Below are 17,204 nucleotides of genomic sequence, written 5' to 3' on the forward strand. Positions count from 1 at the left end.
GGCCGCAGCGCCACTGCGGCTAACTCTGCGCCATCGGCTGGGCGAACTACAGCTTGACGCCCCTCTGGTGCAGAAGCGCATCAGCTCAACTGACTATCCGATTTGCTCGCCATAACTCTCTGTTCTACGACAGCGCGTAAGAGGTCTCCCCGAGTAGCCTATGCGGTTTATATTGCGATCAAAGCCACGGAAAGACCCAATAGTGTCCATGTGATGCAGAACGTCGCTTAGTTCGATTCTGGACCAAGCATTAGAAGCTCAATTTCCAAACGCGCCAAAAATTTGGCGGGAATGGAGCTGCTTACCCAACGAACTCAACAGCTTGTATGCTGGCTGGGGCGGGAGGGATCGAACCTCCGAATGGCGGAATCAAAATCCGCTGCCTTACCGCTTGGCTACGCCCCAACAGACGACGAACGGAACGGGCAGAACCGGCCACCGCAGATTCCCGTCGGTCGTAGCCCGGTCTATAGGGAGCGGCGCAGCATTTCAACCGCCTGGAGGGGCAAAAAGGGCCCGCGGCTGACACTCTATTCTGGGCCCCAACGGCCCTGCCCGTTCCGGCTAGGCATCCGGCGTCCCGGCAGTTGAGACCGCTCCCGTTTCATGGGAATACGGCGCCAATATCTGTTCTCGGGGAGTGAGCCATGACCTACCGCGCGCCGATTTCTGACATGCTGCTGTCGCTCAACCATGGCGCGGGCCTCAAGGCCGCCCTGGAGGCCGGCCATTACGGCGATTTCGACGCCGACCTCGCGGCCGCCGTGCTGGAGGAAGCCGGCAAGTTCGCATCCGACGTGCTGGCGCCGCTCAACAAGGTCGGCGATGAACACGGCATCAAGCTCGAGGGTGGCAAGGTCACGACCGCGCCGGGCTGGCCTGACGCCTACAAGCGCTGGACCGAGGGCGGCTGGAACGCGGTGTCCGGCCCGGAAGATTTCGGCGGCCAGGGCCTGCCGCTCGCGATCAACGCCGCCTGCACCGAGATCTGGAGCGCGGCCAACGTCGCCTTCGGCCTCTGCCCGCTGCTGACGGCGTCGGCGATCGAGGCGCTGGACGCCCACGGCAGCGACGAGCTGAAGCAGATCTATCTCGAAAAGCTCGTCTCCGGCGAATGGACCGGCACGATGCAGCTGACCGAGCCGCAGGCCGGCTCCGACGTCGGCGCGCTGCGCACCCGCGCCGAAAAGCAGGCGGACGGCACCTATCGCATCAAGGGGACGAAGATCTTCATCACCTATGGCGAGCACGACATGACCGACAACATCGTGCATTTCGTGCTGGCGCGTCTGCCCGATGCGCCCGCCGGCACCAAAGGAATTTCGCTGTTCCTCGTTCCCAAGTTCATGGTCAATGCGGACGGCTCGCTGGGGCCGCGCAACGACATCTATGCGAGCGGCGTCGAGCACAAGCTCGGCATGCATGCTTCGCCGACCTGCACCATGACCATGGGCGATCATGGCGGCGCGATCGGCTATCTGATCGGTGAAGAGAACCAGGGCATGCGCTGCATGTTCACGATGATGAACCAGGCCCGCCTCGGCGTCGGCCTGGAGGGTGTCGGCGTTGCCGACCGGGCCTACCAGCAGGCCCTGTCGTATGCGCAGGAGCGCCGCCAAGGCCGCGCGGTCGGCAAGAAAGGCGACGGCTCGGATGCGATCTTCGTGCATCCCGACGTCAAGCGCATGCTGATGCGGATGCGGGCGCAGACCGCGGCCGCGCGCACCATCTGCTATGCGACGGCCGTCGCGATCGACGTCTCGACCCGTGCCAAGGATCCGAAGGTGCGCACTGAAGCCGCCGCGCGCGCGGCGTTGCTGACGCCGATGGCCAAGGCCTACTCCACCGATATCGGCAACGAGGTCGCCTATCTTGGCGTGCAGGTGCATGGCGGCATGGGCTTCATCGAGGAGACCGGCGCGGCCCAGCACTACCGCGATGCCCGCATCACCGCGATCTACGAAGGCACCAACGGCATTCAGGCGATCGATCTCGTCACGCGCAAGTTAGCTGCCAATGGCGGCGCATCGGTGTGGGCGCTGCTCGACGAGCTCTCGGCAACGGTCAAGCAGGTGGAGGCCTCCAACGATCCCGCTTTCGGCACCACCGGCACCAAGCTGCGCGAGGCCCTGGAGGCGCTCACGCGCACCAGCAAATGGCTGCTGGAGCGCGTTGCCTCCGCTCCGAACGACGCGCTTGCGGGGGCGACGCCCTATCTGCAGCAATTCGGCGCGACGCTCGGCGGCTGCCTGCTCGCCTCCGAGGCGCTCGCCGCCAAGGCCGAAGGCCTTGGCGATGCGCCGCGCTACGTCGCGCTGGCGCGCTTCTTCGCCGAGAACATCGCGGTGCAGGCCGGCGCGCTCGAGCGCACCGTGACGGAGAGCGCGGAATCGGTCGCAGCGGCGGATGCGGCGTTGCTGGGTAGCTAGTTGTCTGTCGCTCCCGTCATCCTTCGAGGGCCGCTGAAGAAGCGACCGCCTCAGGGCGACGGTGATAGAGTGTGCGAATCTTGCAGCCTTCTCCTCGGCCGCCACAACACGATTCCGGCGGCCACGAGATTGAGCACCACGCACAGTGCGAATGCGGTCGTGTAGTTGCCGGTCAAGCTGCGCACGAGCCCGACGACACCGGGGCCGAAGGCGCTAACGATGCCGCTGATCGAGGTGCCCAGGCCCACCGCGGTCGCAAAGGCCGAAGCACCGATCTCGCGCTGGATGATCAAGGGCGGGAACGTGATCATGTTCCCCATCGAGAAGCCGTAGACGGCGCAGCAGGCCAGCAGCACGGTCGGGCTCGTGCTTTGCAGAGCCACGAACAGCGCAGCCGCCTGGCTCGTCATCGAAACAGAACAGGCGAGCCGGGCATCGAGCCGGTCGACGAACAGGCCGAGGGAGAGGCGCCCGACGATCGCCATCGCCGCCATGATGGTGACGGCAAGCCCTGCGGCGGCGCGGCCGATCAGCGGCTCGAGAAACGCCACCTGGTGGACGATGAAACCCATCTGCGCCAGCAGCGCGAGCGCGATCGGCAGCACCATGGTCCAGAACGCCGCGTTGGCGAGCACCGCCTTGCGCGAGCGAACCGGCGCTGAGCCGGAGGAACGTCCGCCCGCTGCAGGCGCTGTCCCTGCGGGCCAGCCGACGAAGGTCACGACCGCCGGCAGCACCAGCACCATCATCGCGAGCGTCGCCGTCAGCATCGCAGACCGGAAACCGATGCTGCCGGTCAGCGACAGCAGCAGCGGGACGAGGATGATGCCGCCGCAAGTCGCGCCGTTGAAGGCAAGGCTGAGCGCGAGGCCGCGCCGCTGCTCGAACCAGGAATTCAGCACGGTCGCGATCACCACCGTGCCCATGCCGGTCCAGCCGACCGACATCAGCGCATAGGCGAGATAAAGCTGCCAGGGCGTCTGCATCAGCGCCAGCAGCACGGTCGAAGCGCCGAGCGCCGTCAGGCCGCACAGGATCAACGCGCGCAGCCCGATGCGCTCGAGCAGGTCATCGGTGAAGATGACGAGCACGGAGGTCAGGAGAAACGAGAAGGTGCTGGCCGCGGAGATCAGCGTGCCCGGCCAGCCGTGAGCGCGCTGCAACTCGGCGAGATAGACGCCCTGGCCGTAGAGGCCGAAGCCGAACATGAAGAAGGCCATCAGGAAGCACGCCAGCACGACCCGCCAGCCGCGATAATACGGCGAGGATTCGTCGATCCGGGGGGCGGCAATCATCAATCTGACGGTCTGCCTGAAGGGAACGGGGCCGGATCGTGCCCCACAACCAACGGTTTTTCAAATGAAACATTGTAGCTAATTGTTGCGGCACGTAACGGGCATGGCATTCATCGAGCGGCACGGCTCGTGCGATGATGGGATTCTCGGGGGAACGACGCTGCACGTGCCCCAAAAATGACGACAACAACCTTCGTGAAATCTTTGCGCCGAACGAATAGTCTAACTCCATGCGACATCCTCTCCGCCTGGCTTGCTTCGTCCTCGCTCTCACCGGCACCCTCCCCGCTGCGGCCCAGAGCGCAGCCCCCGTCGAGCTGCGCATTCTCGCCATCAACGATTTCCATGGCCATCTGCGGCCGCCGCCGGGCGGCATCCGCATCAACGACCCCGAGGACAAGTCCAAGAAGGTGACGGTGGCGGCCGGCGGCGCCGAGTACATGGCGACGCTGCTGAAGCAGCTGCGCGACGGGCACAAGAACGCCATCTTCGTCGCCGCGGGCGACCTGATAGGCGCGAGCCCGTTTCTGTCGGCGATGTTTCACGACGAGCCCTCGATCGAGGCGCTCTCGATGATGGGCCTTGCGATCAGCTCGGTCGGCAATCACGAATTCGACGAGGGCAACACCGAGCTTCTGCGCATGCAGAACGGCGGCTGTCATCCCGTCGACGGCTGCCAGGGGCCGCATCCCTTCACGGGCGCCAAATTCCGTTATCTCGCGGCCTCCACCGTCGAGACCGCGACCGGCAAGAGCGTGCTGCCGCCCTACGAGATCAGGGAGTTCGACGGCATCCCCGTCGGCTTCATCGGCCTGACCTTGAAGGAGACCGCCGGCATCGTCTCGCCAGCGGGCATCGCCGGGCTCGAATTCCGCGACGAGGCCGAGACGGTGAACGCGCTGGTGCCGCAGCTGAAGGCGCGCGGCGTCGAAGCGATCGTGGTGCTGATCCACCAGGGCGGCGAGCCCGCCGGCGACTACAATGAATGCCCTGCCATCACGGGACCGATCGTCGACATCGTCAGGAAGTTCGATCCTGCCGTCGACGTCGTCGTCAGCGGCCACACCCACCGCGCCTACATCTGCGATATCGACGGGCGGCTCGTCACCAGCGGCGACAAATACGGCACGCTCGTCACTGCGATCGACCTCAAGCTCGATCCCGCAACGCGCGACATCGTCGGCGCGAAAGCCGAGAACGTGATCGTCGCCAATGCCTCGCTGGCCAGGGATCCCGAGCAGACCGCATTGATCGAGGCCTACGACAAGCTCTCCGCGCCGATCGCCAACCGGCCCGCCGGCTCGGTGACGCAGACATTGTCGCGCGTGCCGAACGAGGCCGGCGAAAGCGCGCTCGGCGATATCATCGCCGACGCGCAATTGCTCGCAACCCGCGATGCCAAGGATGGCAGCGCCGTCATCGCGCTCACCAATCCCGGCGGCATCCGCACCGACATCGTTCCGAAGGAGAATGGCGCGATCACGTTCGGCGACGTCTTCGCCAGCCAGCCGTTCCGCAACCGCCTCGTCACCATGACGCTGACGGGCAGCCAGCTCAAGGACTTGCTCGAGCAGCAATGGCTGGACCCGAAGCGGCCGCGGATTCTCCAGGTGTCGAACGGCTTCGCCTATACCTGGGATGCTTCAAAGCCGTTCGGCGAGCGCGTCAGCCTCGAGCGGATGACACTCAACGGCAGGCCGATCGAGCCGGGAAGCGGCTACCGCGTCACGCTCAACGATTATCTCGCCGTCGGCGGAGACGGGTTTACCGTCGCCAAACAGGGCACCGCGCCACAATACGGCGGTTACGATGCGGACGCGCTGTTCGCGTTCTTCCGGGCGCACGGGCCGGTCGGTCCGCTGCCGCCCAGGCGCATCCTGCGTGTGAATTGATCCGGATCAAGCGGGCAGCCCTTTGCCATTCCCGGCCAAGCGCCTAGATTGGGTTTTGCATTGCGTTTTGGCGCCGAATGGGCCAACGACGCCAAAAGCCCGTTTTCCGTGAGGCCGACCTGATGAGCACGCTTCTCCTTTCCCACAAGGCCTGCCTCGACCATGTCACGCCGCCGGGACACCCTGAAAGGCCGGATCGCCTGCGCGCGGTGGAAGAAGCCTTGTCGCATGAGCGCTTCCAGTTCCTGGCGCGCGAGGAAGCGCCGGAGGGCGATCTCGATCTCGTCACGCTCTGCCACAACGAGCATTACGTCACCGAGCTGCGCCACATCGCGCCGACCAGCGGTCAGGTCTACATCGACGGCGACACCTCGATGTCCCCCGGCACGTGGGAGGCGGTGATGCGGGGCGTCGGCGGCGCGGTTGCGGCGACCGAAGCGGTGATGGCCGGCGAGCATCGCAACGCCTTCGTCGCGGTCCGCCCGCCCGGACATCACGCCGAGATCGGCAAGCCGATGGGCTTCTGCTTCTTCGACAACGTCGCGATCGCCGCGCGCCACGCGCAGCGCAAATACGGCATCAAGCGGGCGGCCATCGTCGACTTCGACGTGCATCACGGCAACGGCACGCAGGACATCTTCTGGTCAGACCCGACCGTGATGTACTGCTCGACGCACCAGATGCCGCTGTTTCCGGGCACCGGCGCTAAAAGCGAGCGCGGCGATCACGACACCATCGTCAATGCGCCGCTCGCCTCCGAGGACGGCGGCCCGGAATTCCGCGTCGCGTTCGAGAATCTGATCCTGCCGCAGCTCGAGAAATTCAGCCCCGAGCTCTTGATCATCTCGGCCGGCTTCGATGCGCATTATCGCGATCCCCTGGCTTCGCTCAACCTGCGCGCGGAGGACTATGCCTGGGTGACGCGCAAGCTGATGGATCTCGCCGACAAGACCGCTGGCGGCCGCGTTGTTTCGGTGCTCGAGGGCGGCTATGACCTGCAGGGACTGAAAGAATCTGTTACGGCGCATGTCGGCGCCCTGATGGGCGCTTGACCCACCCGCCACATTACGCCCGCAAAACTCTGCTTTCTCCAAGGTGAAGCGAATCGGGCAATCGGAAACGGATATGGCCGAAAATACTCAAGTCGACGTCTCCAGGCTCACCTTCGAGCGCGCGATCGAGGAACTCGAAACGATCGTGAAGCGGCTCGAGGATGGCAAGGTGCCGCTCGAGGAATCCGTGACGATCTACGAGCGCGGCGAGGCCCTGAAGCGGCGTTGCGAGGAATTGCTGCGCCAAGCCGAGGCGCGCGTCGACAAGATCACCACCGATGCCAGCGGCCAGGCCACCGGCACGGCGCCGCTCGACGTCCAGTAAAAAGAGTGCTCTCCCGCTCAGCCTTCTGACTCCCCAGGGCCGTGCAAGAGCGCGACGCAGGTCCGCATAGAATGTCTTCGCGGTGAGCGTGGCCGCTGCGTCCTTATCGCAGTGCGCAGTTCCCGACCGGCATGCGGTTCCCTGGCGGTGGATCGATACGTCCCCGCCTTCGAATCGGGTCGTTGAGAGCGAGAAAAGCCCATACTCGGGCCAAAAAGCTGCCAAGAACCGAGCAAGGCCGGAACCCCTTACCCCGCACCGAGGTTAACCACTTCTGGTCCGCGAGTTGCACCTGCATACCCCTAATCGGCCCAGCGGGTTGGCTTTGGCCCAAGCTTTGGTGTAAAGCTGCGCGGAGTGTGGCTTTTTGTAAGCCTTGCGTGGGCACCGATTACCGACGACAAGCGCTTCAAACTGCTAATGAAATTGGCTTGGGACGGACGAAGCCGATCTAAGTGACAGGGATCACAGAGACTGAACCGGAGCACACTTAAGCTTACCTAAGCTTGAAGGCGGGGCCTTGCCCCGTGCAGGTGGCTCCGACGGTTATAGGACTCGCGCTGCGCCGATATTGTGCAAACCCATCGCGCACCGGAATGACCTTCCGGTGCTGACAAATTGGAAATCGCCGTGAACGCATACAGTAAGACGCCGCTTCTCGACACCATCCGGACGCCGGAAGATCTGCGCAAGCTCAAGGTCGAGCAGATTCGCCAGGTTGCCGACGAGCTGCGGCAGGAGACCATCGATGCCGTCTCGGTGACCGGCGGTCACTTCGGCGCGGGCCTCGGCGTGGTCGAGCTCACCACCGCGATCCATTACGTCTTCGATACGCCGCGCGACCGGCTGATCTGGGATGTCGGCCACCAAGCCTATCCGCACAAGATCCTCACCGGCCGGCGCGACCGCATCCGCACGCTGCGCACCGGCGGCGGCCTGTCCGGCTTCACCAAGCGCAGCGAGAGCGACTACGATCCGTTCGGCGCGGCGCATTCCTCGACCTCGATCTCCGCCGGCCTCGGCATGGCCGTGGCGCGCGACCTCTCCGGCGGCAAGAACAACGTTATCGCCGTGATCGGTGACGGCGCGATGTCGGCCGGCATGGCCTATGAAGCCATGAACAATGCCGGTGCGATGAACTCGCGCCTGATCGTCATTCTCAACGACAACGACATGTCGATCGCGCCGCCGGTCGGCGCCATGAGCGCCTATCTGTCGCGCCTCTACTCCGGCAAGACCTATCGCACGCTGCGCGATGCAGCCAAGCAGATCAACAAGCGCCTGCCCAAGATCCTCGCCAACCGCGCCAATCGCGTCGAGGAATATTCCCGCGGCTTCATGATGGACGGCGGCACGCTGTTCGAGGAGCTCGGCTTCTACTATGTCGGCCCGATCGACGGCCACAACCTCGACCATCTGCTGCCCGTGCTGAAGAACGTCCGCGACATGGAGACCGGCCCGATCCTGGTCCACGTCGTGACGCAGAAGGGCAAGGGCTACGGCCCCGCGGAAGCCTCCGCCGACAAGTACCACGCCGTCGTCAAGTTCGACGTCGCGACCGGCACGCAAGCCAAGGCCAAGCCGAACGCGCCGGCCTATCAGAACGTGTTCGGCCAGAGCCTCGTCAAGGAAGCGCAGAAGGACGACAAGATCGTCGCCATCACCGCGGCGATGCCCTCGGGCACCGGCGTCGACATCTTCAACAAGGCCTTCCCCGACCGCACCTTCGACGTCGGCATCGCCGAGCAGCACGCGGTGACCTTTGCCGCGGGCCTTGCGACCGAAGGCTACAAGCCGTTCTGCGCGATCTACTCGACTTTCCTGCAGCGCGGCTACGACCAGATCGTCCACGACGTCGCGATCCAGAGCCTGCCCGTCCGCTTCGCCATCGATCGCGCCGGCCTCGTCGGCGCCGACGGTGCGACCCATGCCGGCTCGTTCGACAACGCCTATCTCGGCTGCCTGCCCAACATGGTGATCATGGCGGCGGCGGACGAAGCCGAGCTGGTGCACATGGTGGCGACCCAGGTCGCGATCGACGACCGTCCGAGCTCGCTGCGCTATCCGCGCGGCGAAGGCCGCGGTATCGAGATGCCCGAGGTCGGCATTCCGCTCGAGATCGGCAAGGGCCGCATGATCCGCCAGGGCAGCAAGATCGCCCTGCTCTCCTTCGGCACGCGCCTCGCCGAATGCGAGAAGGCCGCCGACGAGCTCGCCGCCCACGGCCTGTCGACCACGATCGCCGATGCGCGCTTCATGAAGCCTCTGGATACCGAGCTGGTGCTCAAGCTCGCGCGCGATCATGAGATCCTGATCACGATCGAGGAAGGCTCGATCGGCGGCTTCGGCTCGCATGTCGCGCAGTACCTGACCGACCAGGGCGTGCTCGACAGCGGCATGGTCAAGTTCCGCTCGATGGTGCTGCCCGACGTGTTCCAGGACCACGACACCCCGGCCGCGATGTACGCCCGCGCCGGCCTCGACGCCAAGGGCATCGTCGCCAAGGTGTTCGAGGCGCTCGGCAAGGACGTGAAAACCGAGACGGTCAAGCTGGCTTGATTGTCGCGGCAGACGCTGAACCCCACCTCTCCCGTAGGGAGAGGTCGGATTGCTCCTGGCGATGCGAAGCATCGTCCAGTGCAATCCGGCTGAGGGGCTCAGGTCCCACGTGAGAGCGTAACCCCTCACCTGCGCCTTCGGCGCGACCTCTCCCCTTGGAGAGGTTTTGCACCGCCGACGTCGCGGCAACTCCGATGCCTTCTCAATCGGTCGCGCGATGAAAATCTATCTGGCAGGCCCCGACGTGTTCCTGCCGGATGCGGTCGAGATCGGCCGGCGCAAGGTCGAAATCTGCGCCGCGCACGGACTTACCGGCCTTTATCCCCTCGACAATGCGATCGACCTCACCGCGCGTGACGCCTCGCGGCAAATCTTTTGCGGCAACGAGGCGATGATGGACGATGCCGACGCGATCATCGCCAACCTCACCCCGTTCCGGGGCGCCGGCGCCGATCCCGGCACCGTCTACGAGCTCGGCTACATGGCCGGCCGCCGCAAATTCTGCCTGGCTTATTCCAACGACGGCGCCGCCTATGCCGACCGCCTCAGTCGCTTCATGGACGTCGTGTCCGAGGATGGTCGGCTGGTCGATGCACAGGGGCTGGCGGTCGAAGATTTCGGCCTCGTCGACAACCTCATGATGATCCATGCGCTGGAGCTGCACGGCTGCCCGCTGGTGACGCCGGCCGCTATGCCGACCGACGTCTGGCACGATCTCACCGCGTTCGAGACTTGCGTCCGGATGGCGGCCGCGCGATTGATCGCTACATAAGCTTTTTAGTCGTCCGTCGGAGATCCGATGCCCCCTGCCCGCAAGCGCGCGGATGTATTGCTGGTCGAGCGCGGCCTGTTCGAGAGCCGGGCGCGAGCTCGCGCGGCCATCGAAGCCGGCCTCGTCACGGCCGACGACAAGCAGGTCGCAAAGCCGTCGGAGACGATCGCCGAGGATGCGGTGATCCAGGCCGAGCCGGCGCACCCTTACGTCTCCCGCGGCGGCGTCAAGCTCGCCGGGGCGCTGGAGCGGTACCCGATCGAGATCGAGGACCATGTCTGCCTTGACGTCGGCGCCTCCACCGGCGGCTTCACCGAGGTGCTGCTGGCGAACGGCGCGAGCCTGGTGTTCGCCATCGATGTCGGCACAAGCCAGCTGCATCCCTCGCTGCGCGATCATCCGAAGATCGTATCGATGGAGGAGACCGACATCCGCAGCTATGAGGGCAAGCGCCTGCCGGCGCGCCCCGATGTCGTCGTCATCGACGTCAGCTTCATCTCGCTGAAATCAGTGCTGCCGGTGGCGCTGTCGCTTGCGGCCGCGCCGATGAGCCTGCTGGCGCTGATCAAGCCGCAATTCGAGGCTGACAGGAAGCACAACAAGAAGGGCATCATCCGCGATGCCGCCATACACCGGGAGATCTGCGACGACATCGCGGCCTTTGCGGCGTCGCTCGGCTGCACCGAGATCGACATATTTCCCTCGCCGATCACGGGCGGCGACGGCAACATCGAATTCTTCCTGGGCGCGCGCCGTGGTTGAGCGCATCACGATCGATCATGTCGGCCATCGCGGCGACGGCGTCTGCCTCGATGCCGGCGAAGCAATCTATGTGCCCTATACGCTCGGCGGCGAGACCGTCGAGGTCGATCACGTCGCGGGCCATCATCCCGACCGCCGCAAGCTGCTGGCGGTGGAGGTCGCGAGCCCGGAACGCATCGAGCCATTCTGTCCGCATTTCGGCGTGTGTGGCGGCTGCGCCATCCAGCATTGGGCGACCGAGCCGTATCGGGCCTGGAAGCGCAATATCGTGATCGAAACGCTGGCGCAGGCCGGCATCGATTGCGAGGTGGCGCCGCTGGTCGACGCCCACGGCGCCGGGCGCCGACGCATCACGTTGCACGGCCGGTTCGGCACACACGCTATCCTCAAGGTCGGCTTCTCGGCTGCGAGCTCTCACGACGTCATCCCGATCCATCGTTGTCCGATCCTCGATCCCGCGCTCGAGGGCGCACTCGATGCCGCCTGGGCGCTCGCCGAGCCGCTGACGTCCAAGATGCCGGTGACCAAGCCATTGGATATCCAGGTCACCGCGACCGCCAATGGCCTCGATGTCGACGTGCGCGGCTCCGGCCCGCTGCCGACGGCGCTGGTCACCGCGCTGTCGCGCGTCGCCGAGCAGCACCGCCTGGCGCGGCTGACCCGGCATGGCGAGCTGGTGCTGCAACGCCTGCCGCCGACGGTGAGGATGGGCCGCGCCGAGGTGACGCTGCCGCCGGGCTCGTTCCTGCAGGCGACGGTGGCAGGCGAGGAGACGCTCGCGGCACTCGTCACGGACCGCATCGGCAAGGCCAAGGAGGTGCTCGACCTCTTCTGCGGCGTCGGTCCGTTTGCGCTCAGGCTCGCGGAGAAGGCGCGCGTCACCGCCTATGACAGTGACGCCGGCGCCATCGCGGCGCTGGCGAAAGCTGCGCGCACACCTAGCCTGAAGCCGATCAAGTGCGAGCTGCGCGATCTGTTCCGCCGCCCGCTGGTGCCGCAGGAGCTGCGGGACTTCGACGCCGTGGTGTTCGACCCGCCGCGCCAGGGCGCGCAGGCGCAGGCGCTGAAGCTTGCGGCGAGCAAGGTGCCGGTCGTCATCGCGGTGTCCTGCAACGCCGCGACCTTTGCCCGCGACGCACGGCTCTTGATCGACGGCGGCTATCGGCTGAAGTCCGTGGTGCCGGTCGACCAGTTCCGCCACACGCCGCATGTCGAGCTGGTGGCGGAGTTTAGACGCTAGCGCCGCAGGCCGCTCAGCGCCGGCGATTCGCCGGGCAGCATGTTCGATCTGATATCGCTGTCCATGCGGCCCGAATCCCGCTGGGTGTAGCCGACGCCGAACGACAGGCTGAGATTTGAGGTCGGCTTGAATTCGACACCCGCAAACCCGCCATAGCCGGGCCCGGCGCCGGAGGTGAGCGGCGCCAATGAGCTGCCGATGCCGTTGCCGTATTTCAGCGTGTCGAAGCCGGCAAAGAAGGTGACGGGCATACCGCCGCCGGTCTTCATCTGATAGCCGAATTGCGTGCTGTCATAAGAGAGCGCGCTGAAATTGCCGAGCGAGCCCGCCTGGTTGAAGCCGCTCAATCCGAGATTGCCGCGTTCGCGACCGATGAAGAACCCGTTTGCAGAGCTCGTGCGCCAATCGGCCTCTCCGGCGTTGAAGCCCGCAAAGTTGCCATAGGTGTCGGAGCTCAGGCCGGCAGCGCCCCCAAGGCCGAAAGGCCCACCGGGAATCCAATATCGCAGCGGCGCGACTTGCGCATGAACCGACGCCACGCCGAGGCAGAGCACGGCGAGACCCGCAAGAGCGCATGAGCGTGCAATGTCGAACATCCTGGCTACCGTCTAGAACCCTGCAAAACTATACTCCTCGACCATCATCAATGCCAGCGGAGTGACCGCGTCGTCCTCGCGCCCGCAGGACTTTTGGGGAACCTCACCAGATGCCGCACGATCCGTTACTCGCCCGCCTCACACCGGTTCTTGCCGCGGTACCTGGCGTCCAGGCCGTGGTGCTCGGGGGCTCACGCGCGCGCGGCACTGCCCATTCCTCCTCCGACTATGACATCGGACTGTACCGCTCCAACGCCGCTCCGCTCGACACGGATCGACTGCTGACGGTGGTGAAGAGTATCGCCGACGATCCAGGCGCCACGACCGTGACAACATATAACGAATGGGGATCGTGGATCGTCGGAGGAGCCTGGCTGTCGGTCGAGGGGCGGAAGGTCGATCTGCTGTACCGTTGCCTCGATGATGTCGAACGCGTCATGTCGGCCTGCCGGTACGGTAAGGTGCTCATGGCCTACCAACCCGGCCATCCGCATGGTTTCTGCTCGACCATCTGGATGGGCGAGATCGCATATTGTCAGCCGCTGCACGATCCGAGCGGCGTGATCGCCCGGCTCAAATCGATCGCACTTCCCTATCCGGAGGATCTGCGCAGCGCCCTGATCCGGCGCTTCCAATGGGAGGTCCTGTTCAGCATCGAGAATGCCGAGCTCGCGGCGGCACGCAACGAGCGGACCCATGTCGCGGGATGCCTCTACAGGTCGCTCGCCTGCATTGCGCAGGTGCTGTTCGCAGTGAACGAGCGCTATCTGATCAACGAGAAGGGGGCGCTACAGGAGGCAGCCGGCCTGCCGCTGACGATTCCGCACCTGGTGGAGCAGGCCGACGAAATCTGGCGACTCGTCGCTGATGGCGGTTTCGCGCAGGCCTGCGCAATGCTGCGGCAGGTCGACCGAGAATTGAAGGCGCTGGCTCACCCCGGCGGAACAGCGCCGTAAAGTGTTATGCCGTCCTATCGACCGACGACGACGAATCCGCCGGCGGATATTTCGTCACCGGCACCATGAAGGATTTGGTGCCCACCTGGTAGATGATCTTGCCGTTCTGCCCGTCGTCGCTTGCGATCTGCGTCTGTCCGAACATGATGACGTTCTTGTAGACGAAGCCGGTGCCCTTGCGGGTGACGCCGTCGGTGGTGACGCTGACCTCGGCCTCCTTGCCATTGACCGACAGCACCTTGAAGCTCGCGCTCTTGCCGTTCTCGCTGGAATAGCCGCCCCAGCTTCCCATCAGGCGGTTGTCGGACGCGGGCGGGTCCTGCTTTTGCAGATTGGCGGTCTGCTTGCCAACGCCCCCGAACGAGAACAGCATCACCATGTTCTTGCCGTCCTTGGTGCCGACCGTGACGCCGCCGAAGGTGATGAGCGTGCCCTTAACCTCGGCAAACCCGCGCTCGGTGCGCCCGTTGTTGGTGTACTCGACCTGCGCCCGGGCCCCGCGGATGTTGACGACCTTGAAGCCGACGGGCTGGTTGTTGCCCACCCAATTGCCCTTCCAGTCACCGAGCAGAGCGCTCTGGCGATACAGCCGCTCGTTGGCGGGCGAAATCTGGCTGGTGCTCGATGTGACGATGGCCATTGGATTGCTCGGACGGGCCTGACAAACCCGCTTTCGCTGGTTTGGGCAGGTCAGGATGCCGGCGGGAACGAACAGTAACGATGCGATTAGGGCCACGCAGCCGTTAACGAGCCGTTAAGCGCGCGCATGGTTCGGGCGGGCAAAAGGTCTCAGCCGGAACTGGTGGGCGTGATGCCGCCGGAAAAAACCGCCCCCTCACCGTCCCCAGCGGTCGGACCAGATCTTCTCGCCGATGAGGCAATTGACGCGCGGCTCCTTGTCGGCAACGCGCATCACCGGGCGCTCCGGCGTGCGGCCGGCGATTTCCATCAGCAGCTTGGTGCGGATCGCTTCCTTGAACTTGTCGCGCTCCTTGATCGTGATGACGAACGACCCCGGCCCTCCGATGACGCAGTCCTCGTAATAAAGATCGAGATTGTCGATATCCATGGTCGAATAGGACGGCTCCTTGACCATGATCGGCAGGCCGTTGATGACGATGCCTTTCTCCAGCGCAGCGTCACGCGCCATCGTGACCGGGCCACCATTGTTGTTCGGACCGTCGCCGGAAATGTCGATGACACGGCGCAGGCCGCGATAGGGATCCTCGTCGAACAGCGGCATCGCGAAGTTGATCGCGCCTGATATCGAGGTGCGCGAAGCGCGCCGGATCGGCGTCTTCATGATCTCGGCGGCAACCGCGTCCGCCGTCTCCGGACCATCGATCAGCCGCCAGGGAATGATGATCTTCTGGTCGCTGGAGGCGGCCCACTCGAAATAGGTCACTGCGATGCGGCCGTTCGGGCCGAGCTTCAGCGCCTGCAGGAACTCCTTCGACTGGATCGCCTGCGCATAGCCCTCGCGCTGGATCGCGAGCTCGTCCATGTCCATCGAGTAGGACACGTCGACCGCGAGGATCAGCTCGACATCGACGCTCTGCGCGTCCTTGTCGGCCGCAAGCCGCTGCGGTTGAGTTCTGGGCGATTCGAATTTGGGTCCTGGTGCCGCGATGCCCGCGACATCCCCTCCGGCAAGCATGCCGGCCACCAGCACAGCCCCGATCGAGAACAGCAAACGCATCGCAGTCTCCCGTCGTATGACGCGATGGTGACATGCAATCGGCTTGCCGCAAAGGCCGAAGATCGCTTGTGCTTCACATTCGAGTTAGGAATTCACACGTTGTGCGAGTCTGCCGCCATGTTCCCGGGTTCGATGCTGCGCATTTCCGGAATGACAGCTGACGGCGGAGGCCCGCGCCCCCCGCCCACTTGTCCGGCACGATTTCCATGCTAGGTTGGTCGCACAGATGGGGATGGAGTCCCCCGACAACCGCCCGGCGGTCGATGACCTCATGGGCTGATGACTCCTGCTCGAGGAGAGGCAATCTTGGGCCTCTGCCTTTGGCGGGAGCATGGACGTACCCGCCGATGGCGGGTTTTTTGTTGCCTGCTGGCGGCCGGCAGGCGAATGCGAGGGGACCACGAAGACGTGACGATGACGACACCGAATGCCGTACGGACCACGCTGCCCAGAGGGATCTGGGTGCTCGGCTTCGTCTCGATGTTCATGGACATCTCCTCCGAGATGATCCACGCGCTGCTGCCGGTCTATCTCGTCACCGTGCTCGGCGCCTCCACCCTCACCGTCGGCTTCATCGAGGGTGTTGCTGAGGCGACCGCCTCGATCACCAAGATCTTCTCCGGTGCGCTGTCGGACTGGCTCGGCCGCCGCAAGCTGCTCGCCGCGCTCGGCTATGGGCTGGCCGCCTTCACCAAGCCGCTGTTCCCGCTCGCGCCCAGCGTCGGATGGCTGGTGGCGGCGCGCTTCATCGATCGCGTCGGCAAGGGCATTCGCGGCGCGCCGCGCGATGCGCTGATCGCCGATATCGCCCCCGTCGGCCTGCGCGGCGCGAGTTTTGGCCTGCGGCAATCGCTCGACACGATCGGCGCCTTCGTCGGGCCGCTCGTGGCAATCGGCCTGATGTGGTGGACGGCAGACAATTTTACCCTCGTGTTCTGGGTGGCGGTGCTGCCGGCCTTCCTGTCCTTCGGGCTGATCGCGTTCGCGGTGAAGGAGCCGGATCCCGATCCGAGCCGGAAACGTGCCGAAAATCCGCTCAATCTCGCCGCAATGCGCCAGCTCGGAGCGGTCTATTGGCGCGTCGTCGCCGTGGGCGTCGTGTTCACGCTCGCGCGCTTCAGCGAGGCTTTCCTAATCTTGCGCGCACAGAACATCGGGCTCGACGTGATGTGGGTGCCGGCTGTACTGGTGCTGATGAACGTCGCCTATGCACTGTCGGCCTATCCGGCCGGCGTGCTGTCGGACCGGATCAACCGGACCGGCCTGCTCGCGTTCGGCCTGGTCTTCCTCGCCGCGGCCGACCTCGCGCTGGCGCTGCTCCCGAGCCTTGCGGGCCTCGCGCTCGGAGTCGTGCTGTGGGGACTCCATATGGGACTGACGCAGGGCCTGCTCTCGGCCATGGTCGCCGATGCCGCCCCGCCAAGCCTGCGCGGCACCGCCTTCGGCTATTTCAACCTGTTCACCGGGCTTGCCTTGCTGGCTGCGAGCGTGATCGCGGGTGCGCTGTGGGACGCCTATGGACCGGCGGGAACGTTTCTTGCCGGGCTTGGATTCGCGCTGGTTTCGCTGGTGGGGCTGCTCGCCGTCGGCAAGGGTCTGGCCACGGAGGGCAAGTGAAGCAAATGGC

Annotated in this window: 14 protein-coding genes, 1 tRNA gene and 1 riboswitch; of the genes, 10 read left to right on the plus strand and 5 right to left on the minus strand. The window is 65.1% G+C overall.

Annotated features, from left to right (window positions below; genetic code table 11):
- Positions 1 to 330: 330 nt before the first annotated feature.
- Positions 331 to 405, minus strand: a tRNA-Gln gene (locus ACM43_RS20675).
- 242 nt (positions 406 to 647) lie between these two features.
- Here ACM43_RS20675 and ACM43_RS20680 point away from each other — a divergent pair.
- A complete protein-coding gene (locus ACM43_RS20680) occupies positions 648 to 2,429 on the plus strand; it encodes an acyl-CoA dehydrogenase (protein WP_271542462.1) in 1,782 nt (593 codons plus the stop codon).
- Positions 2,430 to 2,479: 50 nt separating this feature from the next.
- On the opposite strand, the gene ACM43_RS20685 is transcribed toward ACM43_RS20680, so the two are convergent.
- Entirely contained in the window at positions 2,480 to 3,724 is a 1,245-nt protein-coding gene (locus tag ACM43_RS20685) for an MFS transporter (protein WP_271542464.1), read from the minus strand.
- 230 nt (positions 3,725 to 3,954) lie between these two features.
- Between ACM43_RS20685 and ACM43_RS20690 the strand changes: the two genes are divergently transcribed.
- From ACM43_RS20690 to ACM43_RS20720, 7 genes are all read left to right on the plus strand, one after another.
- Complete coding sequence (locus ACM43_RS20690) at positions 3,955 to 5,616, plus strand: bifunctional metallophosphatase/5'-nucleotidase (protein WP_271542466.1); 1,662 nt, start codon at positions 3,955 to 3,957, stop codon at positions 5,614 to 5,616.
- 122 nt (positions 5,617 to 5,738) lie between these two features.
- Positions 5,739 to 6,668 (plus strand): histone deacetylase family protein, encoded by a 930-nt coding sequence (locus ACM43_RS20695; RefSeq protein WP_036004131.1) that lies wholly within the window; start codon positions 5,739 to 5,741, stop codon positions 6,666 to 6,668.
- Between the two features lie 73 nt (positions 6,669 to 6,741).
- On the plus strand, positions 6,742 to 6,993 hold the full coding sequence (locus ACM43_RS20700) for an exodeoxyribonuclease VII small subunit (protein ID WP_008132970.1): 252 nt from the start codon (positions 6,742 to 6,744) through the stop codon (positions 6,991 to 6,993).
- A 630-nt stretch (positions 6,994 to 7,623) separates the two neighbouring features.
- Positions 7,624 to 9,552 (plus strand): 1-deoxy-D-xylulose-5-phosphate synthase, encoded by a 1,929-nt coding sequence (dxs, locus tag ACM43_RS20705; RefSeq protein ID WP_271542469.1) that lies wholly within the window; start codon positions 7,624 to 7,626, stop codon positions 9,550 to 9,552.
- A 217-nt stretch (positions 9,553 to 9,769) separates the two neighbouring features.
- The gene (locus ACM43_RS20710; RefSeq protein WP_271542471.1) at positions 9,770 to 10,324 is read left to right on the plus strand and encodes a nucleoside 2-deoxyribosyltransferase; all 555 of its coding nucleotides are present in this window, start codon (positions 9,770 to 9,772) and stop codon (positions 10,322 to 10,324) included.
- Between the two features lie 27 nt (positions 10,325 to 10,351).
- Positions 10,352 to 11,086, plus strand: coding sequence for a TlyA family RNA methyltransferase (locus tag ACM43_RS20715; RefSeq protein ID WP_271542473.1), 735 nt, complete (start codon positions 10,352 to 10,354; stop codon positions 11,084 to 11,086).
- Positions 11,079 to 12,326 carry a class I SAM-dependent RNA methyltransferase gene (locus ACM43_RS20720; protein ID WP_271542475.1) on the plus strand — a complete coding sequence of 416 codons (1,248 nt, stop codon included), beginning with the start codon at positions 11,079 to 11,081 and terminating at the stop codon, positions 12,324 to 12,326. Before ACM43_RS20715 ends, ACM43_RS20720 begins: the two co-directional genes overlap by 8 nt.
- Here ACM43_RS20720 and ACM43_RS20725 read toward each other — a convergent pair.
- On the minus strand, positions 12,323 to 12,922 hold the full coding sequence (locus tag ACM43_RS20725) for a hypothetical protein (protein ID WP_271542477.1): 600 nt from the start codon (positions 12,920 to 12,922) through the stop codon (positions 12,323 to 12,325). The two genes, ACM43_RS20720 and ACM43_RS20725, sit on opposite strands and share 4 nt — an antisense overlap.
- 110 nt (positions 12,923 to 13,032) lie before the next feature.
- On the opposite strand from ACM43_RS20725, the gene ACM43_RS20730 reads away from it, so the two are divergent.
- The gene (locus ACM43_RS20730; RefSeq protein WP_271542479.1) at positions 13,033 to 13,878 is read left to right on the plus strand and encodes a nucleotidyltransferase domain-containing protein; all 846 of its coding nucleotides are present in this window, start codon (positions 13,033 to 13,035) and stop codon (positions 13,876 to 13,878) included.
- 4 nt (positions 13,879 to 13,882) lie between these two features.
- On the opposite strand, the gene ACM43_RS20735 is transcribed toward ACM43_RS20730, so the two are convergent.
- Together ACM43_RS20735 and ACM43_RS20740 are read right to left on the minus strand one after the other, a co-directional pair.
- The gene (locus ACM43_RS20735; protein WP_193760406.1) at positions 13,883 to 14,518 is read right to left on the minus strand and encodes a hypothetical protein; all 636 of its coding nucleotides are present in this window, start codon (positions 14,516 to 14,518) and stop codon (positions 13,883 to 13,885) included.
- Between the two features lie 195 nt (positions 14,519 to 14,713).
- Positions 14,714 to 15,577: a DUF1194 domain-containing protein gene (locus tag ACM43_RS20740; RefSeq protein WP_271542481.1), complete on the minus strand. Its 864-nt coding sequence runs from the start codon at positions 15,575 to 15,577 to the stop codon at positions 14,714 to 14,716.
- A gap of 219 nt (positions 15,578 to 15,796) precedes the next feature.
- A riboswitch (Fluoride riboswitch) is annotated at positions 15,797 to 15,873 on the plus strand.
- 118 nt (positions 15,874 to 15,991) lie between these two features.
- Between ACM43_RS20740 and ACM43_RS20745 the strand changes: the two genes are divergently transcribed.
- Complete coding sequence (locus ACM43_RS20745; RefSeq protein WP_271542483.1) at positions 15,992 to 17,194, plus strand: MFS transporter; 1,203 nt, start codon at positions 15,992 to 15,994, stop codon at positions 17,192 to 17,194.
- Positions 17,195 to 17,204 lie beyond the last annotated feature (10 nt).

Source organism: Bradyrhizobium sp. CCBAU 45321 (assembly GCF_028128975.1).
Classification (GTDB): domain Bacteria; phylum Pseudomonadota; class Alphaproteobacteria; order Rhizobiales; family Xanthobacteraceae; genus Bradyrhizobium; species Bradyrhizobium yuanmingense.